This is a genomic window from Massilia orientalis (assembly GCF_030411975.2).
GTDB classification, from domain to species: domain Bacteria; phylum Pseudomonadota; class Gammaproteobacteria; order Burkholderiales; family Burkholderiaceae_D; genus Telluria; species Telluria orientalis.
This window is the reverse complement of the sequence record NZ_JASNRB020000053.1, coordinates 1-15,038: the sequence shown is the minus strand read 5'-3', so window position 1 is coordinate 15,038 and position 15,038 is coordinate 1. Positions and strand designations below refer to the sequence as shown.

General features: G+C 68.5%; 9 protein-coding genes. 4 read left to right on the top strand and 5 right to left on the bottom strand.

Annotated features, from left to right (window positions below; genetic code table 11):
* Window positions 1-75: 75 nt before the first annotated feature.
* The 4 genes from QPK29_RS32905 to QPK29_RS32890 all read right to left on the bottom strand — a co-directional run bounded on the left by QPK29_RS32905 (window position 76) and on the right by QPK29_RS32890 (window position 7,369).
* Window positions 76-1,908, bottom strand: a complete 1,833-nt coding sequence (locus QPK29_RS32905) for a reverse transcriptase family protein (RefSeq protein ID WP_371772355.1) — start codon at window positions 1,906-1,908, stop codon at window positions 76-78.
* Between the two features lie 286 nt (window positions 1,909-2,194).
* Window positions 2,195-3,844, bottom strand: a complete 1,650-nt coding sequence (locus QPK29_RS32900) for an SWIM zinc finger family protein (RefSeq protein WP_371772354.1) — start codon at window positions 3,842-3,844, stop codon at window positions 2,195-2,197.
* Window positions 3,841-6,888: a hypothetical protein gene (locus tag QPK29_RS32895; RefSeq protein ID WP_371772353.1), complete on the bottom strand. Its 3,048-nt coding sequence runs from the start codon at window positions 6,886-6,888 to the stop codon at window positions 3,841-3,843. Before QPK29_RS32895 ends, QPK29_RS32900 begins: the two co-directional genes overlap by 4 nt.
* 34 nt (window positions 6,889-6,922) lie before the next feature.
* On the bottom strand, window positions 6,923-7,369 hold the full coding sequence (locus tag QPK29_RS32890) for a VOC family protein (RefSeq protein ID WP_371772352.1): 447 nt from the start codon (window positions 7,367-7,369) through the stop codon (window positions 6,923-6,925).
* A 209-nt stretch (window positions 7,370-7,578) separates the two neighbouring features.
* On the opposite strand from QPK29_RS32890, the gene QPK29_RS32885 reads away from it, so the two are divergent.
* A complete protein-coding gene (locus QPK29_RS32885; RefSeq protein ID WP_400189942.1) occupies window positions 7,579-10,485 on the top strand; it encodes a glycosyl hydrolase 115 family protein in 2,907 nt (968 codons plus the stop codon).
* On the opposite strand, the gene QPK29_RS32880 is transcribed toward QPK29_RS32885, so the two are convergent.
* On the bottom strand, window positions 10,448-11,455 hold the full coding sequence (locus tag QPK29_RS32880; protein ID WP_371772350.1) for a YeiH family protein: 1,008 nt from the start codon (window positions 11,453-11,455) through the stop codon (window positions 10,448-10,450). The genes QPK29_RS32885 and QPK29_RS32880 overlap by 38 nt on opposite strands.
* An 81-nt stretch (window positions 11,456-11,536) precedes the next feature.
* Between QPK29_RS32880 and QPK29_RS32875 the strand changes: the two genes are divergently transcribed.
* The 3 genes from QPK29_RS32875 (at window position 11,537) to QPK29_RS32865 (ending at window position 14,864) form a co-directional block, all read left to right on the top strand.
* Window positions 11,537-12,430: a LysR family transcriptional regulator gene (locus QPK29_RS32875; RefSeq protein WP_400189941.1), complete on the top strand. Its 894-nt coding sequence runs from the start codon at window positions 11,537-11,539 to the stop codon at window positions 12,428-12,430.
* Between the two features lie 105 nt (window positions 12,431-12,535).
* Complete coding sequence (locus QPK29_RS32870; protein WP_371772348.1) at window positions 12,536-13,966, top strand: aldehyde dehydrogenase family protein; 1,431 nt, start codon at window positions 12,536-12,538, stop codon at window positions 13,964-13,966.
* Window positions 13,950-14,864 (top strand): AraC family transcriptional regulator, encoded by a 915-nt coding sequence (locus QPK29_RS32865; RefSeq protein WP_371772347.1) that lies wholly within the window; start codon window positions 13,950-13,952, stop codon window positions 14,862-14,864. Before QPK29_RS32870 ends, QPK29_RS32865 begins: the two co-directional genes overlap by 17 nt.
* Window positions 14,865-15,038: the final 174 nt, after the last annotated feature.

The window sequence follows — 15,038 nt, the reverse complement described above, 5'->3', positions numbered from 1 at the left end:
TTTGTTTTGGAAAAACGAAGCCCGCTCGCTCGGATTGGCACTGCCAATCCTCGCTCTGAGCGGGCTTTTTGCTTTTCAGCGCGGCGCCAGCACCGCCCAGATCAATAGCATTACGACGATAAACGGTACCCAAAGCATCCGGCGATACCGCACCGACAGCCAGTACAGCGCCAGCATCGCGAGAATGGGTGTGTTGCTGTCGAGTTTGCGACTCAGCAGCAGCGCGACGACACCCTGCAGTGCTACCGCATACCACGTCATGCGTCCGCCGCCGATAAGCAGGGGATTGCGGCGCGCCGTGCGTTCCGCGCGTCGGGCGATCGCATCGTCGGCCGGTACGGGAGAAGCCGCCGGCTTGCGCGGTCGGGCCTCCTCTCTCGCAAGCGTGCGCGCCGTCTTGACCTGCTCCTGCGTCTTTTCCAGCACGGGTGCCGGTGGTGTGCCGGCCTCCCAGAAGCCCGGCCACGGCGCCTTGCCTTGCGCGGCGAGCATACGGAACTGCCCGCCGGCGCGCCGCGCGACCGCATCCGGCGCTGCCGCGTCGCCGTTCCACCTCGCACGCGCCGCGCGCGCGCGCGCCAGCAACGGCGCGCCTTTTTCGACGTCGACCATCCGGATGAAGTGCGCATAGCCTTCCAGCGCCGCCAGCACATTGTCGTTGCCGTTCCACTGCTTGCCGGCCGGGCCATCCTTCTCGACCTGGAACAGCACCGCGCGGAAACGGCGCAGCGTGTCGCGGTCCACGGCGGGCTTCTCGTTGACGACGATGCCCGTCACGCTCTGGCGCGCGTGGCTGCGCATCACGTGCTGCTTGTCCGGATGCGGCGTGAAGCCCTCGTCGATGACGATCTGCCGCACGCGCCACAGCAGCTTGGCCGCCAGCTTGCGCACCGACTCGTCGCCGGAAAACGTCAGGTCGTCGGCATAGCGCGTGTAGCGGAAACCGAGCCGCGCCGCCGCACCCTGCAGCCGCGCGTCCAGGCGGCGGCACAGGATATTGGTCAGCGCGGGACTCGTCGGGGCGCCCTGCGGCAGCACGCGCGGGCCGTGCGCGACGTGGAACGTCTCGCCGTCGACCTGCACGGTCTCCGTCGCGGATTCGGTGCACAGCAGCGCGAGCGTCGTCGCGACCTGCTTGCCGTAGCCGAGCTGGCGGAACACGCCGCGCACGCGCGGCAGCGCAATCGACGGGAAGAAGTCCTTCAGGTCGACGTTGATGACGACCGCCTGGCCGACGTGCGGCGCGGCGTTGCTGACGATGGAGCGGCCGGCCAGGAAGCCGTGCGCGGCCGGGTGCACGGGCACGCGCGCGAGCACATTGTCGAGGACCCAATACTGCGCCCGCTTCAGGCGCGGCATCGGCGCCGAGATGATGCGTACGCCGCCCGCCTTCTTCGGCATGGCGAAGCGGCGGTAGTGGCTGATGCGCGACACGCGCCGTTCGAACGCGAGAAAGCGCAGCTCTTCCAGCGACAGGCCCATCGCGTTCGCCAGGTCCTGCGCGTCGTGCATGGACGGCAGGGACAACCGCGCCAGCCGGTCGGCATCGCTGCGCGCCTCGTTCAGGCCGGCCGATACGCCGGCGCCCAGATATAAAAGCTCTTTGGCGCGGCGCGCGTGCCAGGCCAGCGCGCGTTCATGACGTTCGCGCGCGCGGCGCTGGCGCGTTTCCTCGCGCTTGGCCTTGGCGCGGGCCATGCGTTCCTTGCGCATGCGCTTGAGGGCCAGTGCCGGATCCTCGACCTCGCGCAGCTCGCGACCGAGTGCGCTCAGCGCCTGCTGCAGTTCGGCCTCGCGCCAGAAGCCGAGCCGTTTCATTTCCTCGAGCGTGACTTCGGTACGCGACGACGCGCGGATGCGCGCATACAAAGCCTCGCGCGTGGACGTGGACGTGGGATAGTCACTCATGGGAACGCCCCGAATGGGAAAGCCCGACTCGGGGCGGCAGGAAGAAACAGGTGCGGCGGGATCGTCATCGAAGGGCCGGCAGGACTGGCGCGCTCAACTCGACGCCAAACGACGCCGGTAGCGCTGACGTAATTCGGCGAATTCACACCGACTCGCGCTACCGGCGTCAGTTTGGCACAGTGAAGAGCGCGCCAGTGACGCATGGGGAGGGCTGAATACGTGGACGGCGATCCACCGTCCGGTTTGCAAGAGCCATCCCGCCGCACCTGTTGAAGGAAGTATAACATCATGCGATCGCCTCACGGCGAGCATGCACGAGGCGCAGCGCGAGCATGTGCGGGCAGGGACCATGGCGCAGCCGGTGCTGGGTGAACTGGTTGCATTCGCAGGCGCCGTCGGCGATGCGCTGGTCGGCGTCGAGCACGAGCATCGTCCGGTAGCGCCGGTCGCCGCTCCTGGCCGTGCCGGACAGGCGCACCGCGCCGCCGGGCAGCGCTTCGACCGGACCCTCGTCCAGCGCGTGCAGCGCCACGATGGCGGCCGCGTCCTGTTCGGCCGCGCTGGCAAAGCGTAGCGTGTCGAGCGGTAGCGGATCCCGCGCCAGTTCGCGCAGGCGATACACGCCGTGCGCCAGGTCGTAGATCACGCGGCCGGCCTGCGTGTACAGCGTCAGCGCGCGTTCGACGGCCGCGCGGTCCAGGCCCGTGTCCGCGGCCAGCGCGTCCGCCGTGGCGAACCAGCGCTGCGCGAGGGCCGCATAGACGCGCGACTTGCTGTCGTCATCGACGTCGCCGCGCGGCGCCAGCAGATCGAAACTTCCCGCGCGCGACCAGTCGTTCGCGACCCAGCCCGACAGGCCGAGCGTGAAGCGCATGCCGGGCAGGTCGGCGATCCAGAAGCTGGGCATGCCATTGCCCATCAGGTGCACGGTAAAACCCTGCGCCAGCGGGATCAGACGTTCGAGCAGCAGCAGGCGGCGCCGGCCCCAGATGCGGATCTCCTCGGCCGTACCGCCCCGGTAGACCGAGCGGCGGCACACGACTTCCACGTTCCACGGTTCGAACACGGCGCGCACCGGTTCGCCCGGCGCGAGGACGAAGCGGATCGAGCGCGGACCGGCACGCTCGCGCCGGCGCCGCAGCACGTGGCAGAAGTTGTGGACGTCCATCGGATGCAGGTCGAGGCGGCGCGCCGGCAGGTTCATCGCGCTGCTCACTTGCAGGAAGCCGCGCACCCACGCATCGGGCACGTCGATCTTTTCCTCGATGAAGGCGGGATCGTCCGCCGTCGTCACCCGGAAGCCGCCGGGATCGATCGCGAGCCGCGTCGTCTTGTAGTCGCGGATCTTCTGGAATTCGTCGTACAGCGCGTCCGAGTAATCGATGTTCGTGGTGCCGCACGCGAACTCGCCGACGTTATCGAACATTTCGTGGTCGCAGCTGAGCGAGGCATAGCTCGATTCGTCGCGGCTGAAGCACTCGAAGAACACGCGGTCCGGATGCACCGTGATCACCGGGTCGAGCACGATCCACATGTCGCGGTTGGTCAGGAACAGGTAGCTGAAGAAGCGCGACTGCGCCTTGTGGAACGGTTGCAGCACCTTGTCCTTGCGGGCGCGGATCGTCGCGAGTTCTTCCAGGATCGGCGCCTGGCGCGCGCGCAGATCGCTCGACCGGGCCTGGAATTCGGCCAGCAGCCGCTCCTCGTTCGCGGCCAGCCATGTTTTATAGGCCGTCTTGTCGGGCGCCTGGTAACGCTGGTCGGCCGTGACGACGTCGTGCAGGGCCGATATCGCCTCGCGGAACGGCACGCGCCGGTTGACGTCGGCGACGAAGTACGTCGGCGGACGCAACGTGTCCGGCGCGAAGCGCATCGTGGTGGACGAGGCGCCGTTGTCGACGCTCGTCGCGCCGTAGTAGCGGTACTGGAATCTCATGGCGACGTGGAAGCCGGAGGTTGGACCGTCAGCACGGCCGGCAGATGCGGGTAGCGCGCCTGGATCGCGCGCAGGGCTTCGATGTAGCGGGCCTTGTCGCCGATGGCGACGGTGACGACCTGGCGCGCGAACAGGCGCGCGACGAAGGCGGCGATGTCGTCGGACAGCAGCGCCTGTTGCGTCAGGAAGTCCTGCACGCGGCTTTTCGCCGTGCGGCCGCGGTTGACCTGCGAGAGCACGGTGAGGAAATACGATTCGAGGCGGCGCAATGTATCGAGGTTGCCCGCGCTGGCGCTTTCCAGCCAGCTGCTGACGAACAGCTGCATGTTCGCCGACGGGTGCTGGCTCAGCTTGAGCATGAAGTCGGCCGCGTCGGCGACGTCCACGTGCGCCGTGATCATCGCGCGGCCGAAGCGTTGCGCGGCCGGGTCGGCATGGTCGCACAGGCTCACGAGCAGCAGCGGCGTCCAGTCCGGGCGCGTGCAGACGGCACCGAAATAGCGGATGGCGAAGGCGCGCGTATCGTCGAAGCGGCTGTCGAACAGGCGCAGCGCCGCCTCCAGCTGCGCCCGCGCGCGTTCGGCGTGCGCCTCGAATGCCGCATAGGCCCAGCGGCGCACGCCGACGTTCTGGTTGCGGCCGAACGCGGCCCAGTCGGCGACGTCGAACTGCAGCGCGTCGAAGCGGTCGACGAGCGCGGCGCCGAGCAACTGTGCGCCCTTGCTGCGCGCCGCCAGCAGGCGCCGCAGCAGGTCCGGGTCCGCGAGGCCGGGCGTGTGCGCCAGCGGTCCGGTGATCCAGGACAGCAGGTCCGCATGCATGCCAGGGCCGGTCTCGGCGCGGAACAGGCCGTCCAGCAGGGCAGGCAGGAGCTGTTCCGCGAACGCAGCATCGGCCGGCGCCAGGCGCGCGATGACGGGGCCGATGGCCTGGCGCACCTGCGCGTCCGGGGCGCATGCGAACACGGCGACGAGGTCGACCTGCGTGGCGAGCATCGCGTCGGGCAGCACGCCGAACAGCTGCACGCCCAGTGCGCGCACGGCCGGATCGGGATCGCGCAACAGCGTCGCTAGCACGGCCGGCGGCAGGCTGGACGCCGGCGCCGCGTGCAGCAGCAGCCACCGGCAAGCCAGCGCGCGCACCGGCGCGAGCGGATGGCGCACCAGCATCAGCAGGCGTTCGTACGGCGCCTGCCGCGCGGCCGGTTGCAGCGGATGGTCGAGCGCCCAGACGACGTCGGGCGCTATGGCCGCGGCGGCGTCCCGGTCGGTGCATCCGTCCAGCCAGTCGAGCAGGCGCAGGACGATGGCGTCCGGCTGGCCCGGCAGCTTGAGCGCGGCCTGGCACAGGATCCAGCCCTGGCGCCGCACGGTCTCCGCCGGCGCGCACAACACCGCGACGACGAGGGCCGCGTTGGCCGCATAGAGGTCGGGGGCGCGGCCGATGCAGTCGAGCGCATATTGCTGCGCCTGCGGCAGCGTCGATTGCACGAACAGCAGCAGCCATTCGCCATCCGGCACGCCGGGCTCGAAGCGCCGGCGCGCAGTCTCGAAGGCGAACCGCGCGGTCGGCAGGTAAGGGCTGCGCAGCAGGTCGCGCAGCGTGGCAAGGGGCAGCGCGGCGCAGTACGCCGCGTTGTCGGCGAGGGCACGCGCTGCGAAGGCATGCACGCCCTCGCAGCGGCTGTGCTGCATCAGCCATAGCAAGGCGTCCGGATGCCGGTCCCACAGGTCGGGGAAGGCATCGTGCCGCGCGTCGTCCGCCGGACGGGCGCCGTCGTGGTACCAGCTCAGGCCCGACGCGCTGTGGCGCAGGCCCGCGCGTGCGCGCAGCAGGTGGTTGAACAGGGGCCAGTGGCCGTAGCGGTCGACGATGCGGCCGGCGGTGCGTACGTTGGCGTCGCGGTCGTCGTAGGTGGCCAGGATGCCGAGGGCCAGCGGGATGAAGTCGGGGGAGGCGTCCTCGCCCAGGCGCCGCAACGTGCGCCAGCCGCGCCGCAGCAGGTAGTGGCGGGTCACGACGCCGTAGGCCACCGTGCTGTCGGGCCGCGCCGCTTCCTCGGCGAAGGTGCGGTAGCCCGTGCGCGTGTGGACGTAACGCTGCGCGGTATGCGCCGTCGTTTCGAAGCGGCGCTGCAGCAGGCCGAAGAGTTCACCGTCGGCGCGCATCTCCGCCATCTTGAAGAGGTGGCGCACGGCGCGGAAGCTGCCGGCGGCGAGCGGCACGGCGCGCAGCGCGGCCAGCAGCACGCGCCGCGCCAGTGGTTGGTCGTCGGCCTGTGCAACCTGGTCGAGCTGTTCCAGCCAGGCGTCGAGCGGCACGTTGCGCCAGCCGTTGCCGGTGGCGGCCCGCGCCACCAATGCATCGATCTCGCCCTGTGCCCATGTCTCGCGCAGGTCGTGCGGCCAGTCGGCGACGAGTGCGTGCGCATGGTCGCGGCGCGCATCGGGGCCGGCCAGCATCAGCCAGGCGTGCAGCGCGACGCGGCGCACGGCATCGCTGGCGCCGCGCGCCGCCAACTGCTGCATCGCCTCGGCAGCGCCGGCGTCGCCGCAGCGGCCGATCGCCCAGGCGATGCAATAGTCCTGCATCGCATCGCCGCGTTCGAGCAGGCCGACGAGCGTCGGCACCGCCGCGGCGAGGCGGCGTTCGCCCACGCGCCAGATCGTGCGGTTGCGCTGCGCCTGCGCGAGCTGGCGCCAGCTGCCGGGTTCCAGGCGCTGGAGCAGGATGCGGTCGGCCTCGGCCGATACAGGGATGGGCGGCGGCGCGGCGGGGATAGATGCGGGCGCGAGATCCGCCGGATCGACGAAGCCCTGCGCCGTGCGCTCGGTGACGGCGAGGTGGAACAGCGTCTCGGCGTCGGCCAGGGCGACGGGTTGCGGCGTGCGCGTCGTTTCGCGCCATTCCTCGCCCATGCGGCCCTGGCGCAGGTTGACCAGATAGCGGTCGGATGCGCCCGGGGCCAGGCACAACTCGATTTCACAATGGACGATGCTGTCTTTTTGTCGCCGGACCAGGCTCGCCGTTCTGATCAGTTTCACGCATCGCCCTCGGGGTCATGTGGAATCTTGCATTCTATACATCGTTGCTCTCGTGGTAAACGTGCAGACGTGCCGCGATGGGATGGTCCGGCCGCAACTGCAGCAGGTCCCACAGATTGCCGTACAGGTCCGCGAACACGGCCACGGTGCCATAGTCTTCTTCCTTCGGCTCGCGCACGAAGTGCACGCCGTGTCCGCGCAGGCGTTCGTAATCGCGCCAGAAGTCGTCCGTGTTCAGGAACAGGAACACGCGGCCGCCGGCCTGGTGGCCGACGAACGGCACCTGTTCCGGCTTCGATGCCTTGGCCAGCAGCAGGGTGGTGCCGGTGCCGCCAGGAGGCGCCACCACGACCCAGCGCTTGTCCTGCGCGGGCTGGTATGTGTCGTCCAGCAGCTCGAAACCGAGTTTGCCGACGTAGAAATCGATGGCTTCGTCGTAGTCGCGCACGACCAGGGCAATGTGGACGATGGCTTGGCGCATGGGCCCCCCTTTGTTGTTTATTGGCTAAATACAAGTGTAGCAGCCGTTTGACCTGCACCCCGGCTGTCGGTAGACTCGAATGATTGCGCTACCAAAAATAACGATAATCAATGTTATATAACATCCAGAGAGCCGTCGATCATTCAACGGAGGAGACTTTCATGCAGCGAAGTACAAGTAGGGATGTATGGCTACGCCTTGTGACGGCAGTGGCGGCATTGCTGATCGCAGGCCAGGTCCACGCCATCGGCACGGCGCGGTTCGTCGACACGGAGGGCAAGGCCGGCGTGGCGCTGGTGCAGGCCGGACGTGCCGCGCCCATCGTCGTCGGCACGGACGACTATCCCGGCGTGCTGCGCGCGGCGCGCGACCTGCAGCGCGATATCGGCAGCGTGACGGGCAAGACGCCGCAGTGGCAGGTCGACCGTCCGGCGGCGTCGGGCGACGTGATCATCGTCGGCACGCTCGGGCACCATGCCCTGATCGACCGCCTCGCGCAACAGGGCAAGATCGACACACGCGCGCTGGCCGGCCAGTGGGAAGGCTTCGTCATCCAGGCGGTCGCGGACCCGATGCCCGGTGTGCAGCGCGCCCTGGTCATCGCCGGCAGCGACAAGCGCGGCACGATCTACGGCATCTATACGCTGTCGGAACAGATCGGCGTCTCGCCCTGGTATTGGTGGGCCGACGTGCCGATCGTGCATCACCGCTCGCTCAGCGTGCCGCTCGACACGCGCATCATGGAAAAACCGACCGTCCAGTACCGCGGCCTGTTCCTCAACGACGAGGCGCCCGTGCTGACCAATTGGGCGAAGGAGCGCTTCGGCGGCTTCAATCACAAGTTCTATGAAAAGCTGTTCGAGCTGATGCTCCGCATGCGCGCCAACTACCTGTGGCCAGCCATGTGGTACTCGTCGTTCTATGACGACGACAAGGAAAACGGCAAGCTCGCCGACATGATGGGCATCGTGATGGGCACGTCCCATCACGAACCGATGATGAGGGCACAGCAGGAGTGGAAGCGCTACGGCAAGGGGCCGTGGGATTACCACCGCAACGGCGAGGTCCTGCGCGACTTCTGGGCGCAAGGCCTGCGCAATACGCGCGATTACGAGAAGGTGATCACGATGGCGATGCGCGGCGACGGCGACGAGCCGATGTCGGAAGACGCCAACGTCGACCTGCTGCAGCAGATCGTCCGCGACCAGCGCGCAATTATCAAGAAGGAGCTCGGCCAGGAACCGGAGAAGGTGCCGCAGTTGTGGGCCCTGTACAAGGAAGTGCAGGACTATTACGAGAAAGGCATGCGCGTCCCGGACGACATGCTGCTGCTCTGGTGCGACGACAACTGGGGCAATATCCGCCGCCTGCCTACCGCCGAAGAACGCAAGCGCAGCGGCGGCGCCGGCGTTTATTACCACTTCGACTACGTCGGCGGTCCCCGCTCGTACAAATGGCTGAACGTGACCCAGATCGCCAAGGTGTGGGAGCAGATGAACCTCGCGAACGAGTACGGCGCGAACCGGCTGTGGGTCGTCAACGTGGGCGACCTGAAGCCGATGGAGGTGCCGACCGAATTCTTCATGGCATATGCGTGGAACCCGCAAGCGTGGCCGGCGGAGCGGCTGCCGGAATACCTGCGTGCCTGGGCCGCGCGCGAATTCGGCGCGGCGCACGCGGAAAAAATCGCGTCCATCGTCGATAAATACACACGCTACAACGCGCGGCGCCATCCGGAACAGCTGGAGCCCGAGACCTACAGTCTCACCAACTACGATGAGGCGGAGCGCGTCGTGGCGGACTACAACGCCCTGGCCGACGAAGCGGTGCGCGTCGGCCGCACGCTCCCCGCGAACATGCGCGACGCCTACTTCCAGCTCGTCGAATATCCCGTGCGCGCATCCGCCAATGCCCTCGACATGTACGTGTCGACCGGCCTCAATCGCCTGTACGCACGCCAGGGCCGCGTGACGACGAACGACATGGCGGCGCGCGTGCGCCAGCTGTTCCAGCGCGACGCGGACCTCGCCAACAAGTACCAGCGCGAGATCAGCGGCGGCAAATGGAATCACATGATGTCGCAGACGCGCTTCGGCTACACCAACTGGGACCAGCCCTACCGCGACGTGATGCCGGCCGTGTCGGAATTGCGCGTCCCCGCGCCCGGCCAGCTGGCGGCGCCGAACGGCATTCACCCGTCCGACCAGATGGGCGTGGCGGTGCAGGGCGACGCCATCGCCTGGCCCGTCTTCCCGATCCGCCAGCTCGTCTTGCCGCCGCTGGACGTCTTCGAAAAGCAGCCGCGTTATCTGGAGCTGTTCAACCGCAGCGCCCAGCCGTTCGACTATGCCATCACGACGAGCCATCCGTGGATCCGTTTGAGCCACAAGGCCGGGCGCGTGAGCAAGGACCAGCGCATCGTCGTCGACGTGGACTGGAGCGCGGTCCCCGCCGGCACCACGATGGCGTCGCTGACCATCAGCGGTCCGGCCAAGGCGCAGGTCGAGGTCAAGGTGCCCGTGCACAAGCCGGTCGACCTGGCGCCCGGCACGGCGCGGGGCCACGTGGAAACGCAGGGCGTCGTCGCGATCGAGGCGGAGCATTACACCCGCGCGCTGGCGCCATCCGGCCGGCAGTGGCTGAGGATTCCCGGCTATGGGCGCACGCTGTCCGGCATGACCACCTTGCCGGTCGCGGCGGACGCGTTGAAGGTCGTGGATGGCATGCGGCTCGAGTACGAGGTAAACCTGTTCAGCGCCGGTGAGCTGAAAGTGCAGGCGGTCCTCGGACCGACGCTCAAGTTCCAGCCGGGCGAGGGCTTCCGCTACGCCATCTCGATCGATGACGACGCGCCGCAGGTGGTCAACGTCCATGCGGACGGCTCCGAACGCCATTGGAGCAAGATCGTCTCGGACGGCGTCGCGCAGTTCGTCACCACGCATCGTGTGGCGCGCCCCGGCCGCCACACGGTGAAGTTCTGGGCGCTCGATCCGGGTCTCGTGCTGCAACGCCTTGTCATCGATGCCGGCGGGCTGCGGCCCAGTTATCTCGGGCCGCAGGAAAGCCCGTACTATCCGGTCAGCGGATCCCCAGCAGCGCAATCAGCCCCCAACTGATCGCGCCCAATCCAACCAGGGACACGACGACGGTCGCCGTCACCTTGCCGCCCGCGCGCAGTACGGCGCGGGCGTCGACGCCGAGGCCCAGCGCCGCCATCGACATGCTGGTCAGCCAGCCCGAGGCCACGTGCGCCGGTTCGAGCGCGGCGGCCGGCAGGGCGTCCACGGACCGTAGCGTCATCAGCGCGAGAAAGCCGACGATGAACCACGGGACGAGTTGCGCCAGCGGCAGGGAGGCGCGGCGCACGCCGTCGCGCCGGAATACCGACAGTCCGAGCACGACGGGCCCCAGCATCAGCACCCGCACCAGTTTCACGAGCGTCCCGATGTGCAGGCTCGCCTGCGACACGGGCGCCGCGGCGGCGAGCACCTGCGGCACGGCATACACGGTCATGCCGGCGAAGATGCCGTACTGGAGGGGCGTCAGCCCGAGGACCCGGTCCAGCAGCGGCAGCACGAGCACGACGACGACGCCCAGCACGGCCGTGAACGCGATCGACGACGCGACGTCCTTGCCCTGCGCGTCGATGACCGGCGCGACGGCGGCAATGGCCGAATTCCCGCAGATCGAATTTCCGCATGCGACCAGCACGGCCATTTCGTGCGGCAGCCGCAGCAGCCGGCCGACGGCGTAGCTGAATGCGATCGCAAGGACGACCGACAGCGCGATCCCGCCCAGCAGCGGCAGCCCGTGTGCGACGACCGCGCCGGCGCTGACGGATGCGCCGAGCAGCATCACGGCCAGTTCCAGGACGACCTTGGCGGAAAAGCGCACGCCGGCTTCGCAGGCGGCGGGGACGGTCGCGACGGTGCGGACCAGGCTCCCCAGCAGGATGGCCAGGACGAGGCTTTCGAGCCATGCGCGGCCGAAGAGGGCGGTCTCGCCGCGCTCCAGCAGAACGGCGGCGCCGGTAACGGCGGCACTCAGCGCGATGCCCGGAACGAGCGTGAAGATTTTATTGTTCATGGTGTTCTCCTGATTCGAGCCCGCAGTATCGGCTCGACAGGATCGTTCGGTCCATCTTAAAATTCCGCACAAATCATTCACATGAATCGAACGATGACCCTCGACCAGCTCCGCATCTTCGTCGCCGTCGCCGAACGCCAGCATCTGACGCAGGCGGCGGACGTCCTCGCGCTGACGCCATCCGCCGTCAGCGCATCGCTGCGCGCGCTGGAAGAGCGTTACGGCACGCCGTTGTTCGACCGGGTCGGGCGGCGCATCGAAGTCAATGCCGCCGGCCGCATCTTCCTCGACGAGGCGCGCGCCACGCTGGCCCGGGCGGCCGGCGCCGAACGCGTGCTCGTCGAGCTGGCGGGACTGGCGCGCGGTGCGCTCGCGCTGCAGGCCAGCCAGACGATCGCCAGCTACTGGCTGCCGCCGCTGCTCGTGCGCTTTCGCGAGACGCATCCGCAGATCGACGTGCGGCTGGACGTCGGCAATACGCAGTCCGTGGCGGACGCCGTGCGCGAGGGCGGGGCCGATCTCGGACTCGTGGAGGGCGGCATCGACGATGCGGCGCTGGTCGCGGAGCGCATCGGCCAGGACCGCATGGCCATCGTCGTCGCGCCCGGCCATCCGTGGGCACGCAAGCGCAGGCTCGCCGCCGCCGACCTGCAGGCGGCCCGCTGGATCATGCGCGAGCCGGGATCGGGCACGCGGTCCGCGCTCGAAGAGATGCTGGTGGCGCAGGGCATCGACCTGGCCGCGCTGCAGATCGAGCTGACCCTGCCGTCCAACGAAGCGGTGCGCGCGGCCGTGATGAGCGCGGGCTTCGTGGCCGGCTTGTCGGAACTGGTCGCGGCGCCGTACATCGCGGCGGGCCTGCTGGCCAAGGTGCGCGTGGACCTGCCGCCGCGCGACTTCTTCCTGCTGCGCCACCGCGAACGCTATCGCAGCCGTGCGGCGCAGGCGCTCGAGGCGCTGGTGCGCACTGCCTGATCCGCGCCAGATCGGCAGGATCGGGCAATCCTTCGTCAGTATCCTGCTACCGCCGGGCGGGCCCGGACTCCTATGATGAATCCATCGTTCACGAGGAGTCCTGCCATGAAGACCATCGATACCATTTATATCAACGGCGCGTTCGTCGCCCCGCACGGGCGCGAGCCGCTCGTCCTGCTCGACCCGGCCACCGAGCGCGAAACGACGACCGTGATCCTGGCCGACGACGTCGATGCGCAGCGCGCGATCGCGGCGGCGAAGGCGGCGCTTCCCGTCGTGGAGCGCACGACGCGGGAAGAACGCATGGACTGGCTGCAGCGCCTGCACGACGCCGTCGCGGCGGCCGAGCGGGAGATCGTCGACGTCATGGTCGCGGAATACGGCGGCACGACGGCGATGGCGATGGGGACCGCGCGCCGCGCCGCCGCGTCGTTCGCGATCGCGCGCCGCCTGCTGGGCGAATATGCGTTCGAGCGCGAGGTCGGCGGCGCACGCGTGACGATGGTGCCGCATGGCGTCGTCGGCCTGATCACGCCGTGGAATGCGAACATCGGCTTCATCGCGACCAAGCTGTCGATGGCGATCGCCGCCGGCAGCACGGCCGTCATCAAGCCCAGCGAACTGAGTGCCGCGCAGACGGCACTCATCACCCGCGTGATGCACGGCGCGGGACTGCCGCCGGGCGTCTTCAATATCGTCACGGGCCGCGGCGACGTCGTCGGCGCGGAGATCACGCGCCACCCCGACGTCGCCAAGATCTCGTTCACGGGGTCGACGAGCGTCGGCAAGGCGATCGCGCGCGGCGCCGTCGACACCATGAAACGGGTGACGCTGGAACTGGGCGGCAAATCGCCGACCGTCCTGCTCGACGACGCCGACTTCGCGAAAGCGATGCCGCTGGCGGTGCTGGCCGCCGTGATGAACAGCGGCCAGGCGTGCATCGCGGGCACGCGGCTGCTGGTGCCGGCCAGCCGCGTCGCGGAGGCGCACGCATTGGCGGTGCGCGCGTTCGAGGACCTGGTCGTCGGCCCGACGAGCGACCCGCGCGTGAACGTGGGGCCGATGGTCACACGCAAGCAGTACGAGCGGGTGCAGGACTATATCCGCAAGGGGATCGAGGAGGGCGCGACCCTGCTGACGGGTGGGCCGGGGCGCCCGGACGGGCTGGAACGGGGCTATTTCGTGCGGCCGACCGTGTTCGGCGACGTCCGCAACGATATGACGATCGCACGCGACGAGATCTTCGGCCCCGTCCTGTCCATCATCCCGTACCGCGACGACGACGAGGCGATCGCCATCGCCAACGACACGCCATATGGTTTGCACGCCTACGTGTTCGGCGCGGACCTGGCGCGCGCGAACCGCGTGGCGGCCGGCATTCAGGCAGGGCGCGTGTTCGTGAATGGATTGTATGATGCACCGGAGGCCCCGTTCGGCGGCTTCAAGCAGTCCGGCCTGGGACGCGAGTTCGGTGTCTTCGGCCTGGAGACTTATCTCGAACCGAAAGCCATCATGGGTCATGACAAAGCACTCTGAAACCTCGCTCCTGGACCTCGTCGAGCAGGCGATGCGCGGCGCGGAACCGGGTAACCTCGACCTGGCGACGGGCCTGCCCTGGCTCTGGCTCATACGCCGGCCGGCGCCGACGCCCGCCGGGCGCGGCATCCTGGCGCCGTCCGTCTGCCTGCTCGTGCAGGGCGAGAAGGAGATGCTGGTGGGCTCGCAGGTGCTGCGCTACGGCCCGGGGTGTTATGTGCAGGCGGGCGTGGCGATGCCCGTGTCCGGCCAGGTGATACGCGCAACCGATGCGGCGCCGTACTACGGCATCCGCGTCGACATCGATCCGAAGGAGGTGGCGGCGTTCGTGCTGGAGATGGGGCTGCAGCTGCCGCTGGCGGACGCCGACCCGCCTGCGATCACGGTCGAACGTGCGGACGACGCGATGTTGGACGTGTTCGTGCGCCTCCTGCGCCTGCTCGATCGCCCCCGCGACCTGGCCGTCCTGGGGCGCTTGCTCAAGCAGGAACTGATCTACCACCTCGTGACGGCACCGGGCGGCGCGACGCTGAGCCGGGGCGTCGTCGGCGGACAGCGCGAGCGCGCGGTGGGCGAGGCCATCCAGTGGATCCGCACGCATTACAACGAGCCGCTCAGCATCGACGCGCTGGCGCGCACCGTGCACATGAGTCCCTCGGTACTGCACCGCCGCTTCAAGGCCGCCACCGTGATGAGTCCTTTGCAGTACCAGAAACAGGTGCGGCTGCTCGAGGCGCGCAAGATGCTGATGAGCGGCGACGTCGAGGCGGCCAGTGTCGCGTACGAGGTCGGGTACGAAAGCCCGTCGCAGTTCAGCCGCGAGTATCGCCGGCTGTTCGGCGCGCCGCCATTGAAGGATGCGGAACAGTTGCGGCGCCAGCCGGCGTCGGCTATTTGATACGGCTGAACTTGCAAGGTTGTGGGGCGGTTGCTATACTGCGCGTCCGCTTCACGGCACAGTCGAAATCCAGAGGAAATCGACGCCCAGAAACGAAAAAAAGAAGTTGACGAACATCGCGAAACACTGCATAATCTCGCTTCTCTGCTGCTGACGAACAAAACGATTCGCAAA

Coding starts and splice junctions, on each gene's coding strand:
- QPK29_RS32875 (WP_400189941.1), top strand. CDS start 11,537: ATGAATCGAACGATGACCCTCGACCAGCTCCGCATCTTCGTCGCCGTC.
- QPK29_RS32880 (WP_371772350.1), bottom strand. CDS start 11,455: ATGAACAATAAAATCTTCACGCTCGTTCCGGGCATCGCGCTGAGTGCC.
- QPK29_RS32900 (WP_371772354.1), bottom strand. CDS start 3,844: ATGAGATTCCAGTACCGCTACTACGGCGCGACGAGCGTCGACAACGGC.
- QPK29_RS32870 (WP_371772348.1), top strand. CDS start 12,536: ATGAAGACCATCGATACCATTTATATCAACGGCGCGTTCGTCGCCCCG.
- QPK29_RS32865 (WP_371772347.1), top strand. CDS start 13,950: ATGACAAAGCACTCTGAAACCTCGCTCCTGGACCTCGTCGAGCAGGCG.
- QPK29_RS32905 (WP_371772355.1), bottom strand. CDS start 1,908: ATGAGTGACTATCCCACGTCCACGTCCACGCGCGAGGCTTTGTATGCG.
- QPK29_RS32890 (WP_371772352.1), bottom strand. CDS start 7,369: ATGCGCCAAGCCATCGTCCACATTGCCCTGGTCGTGCGCGACTACGAC.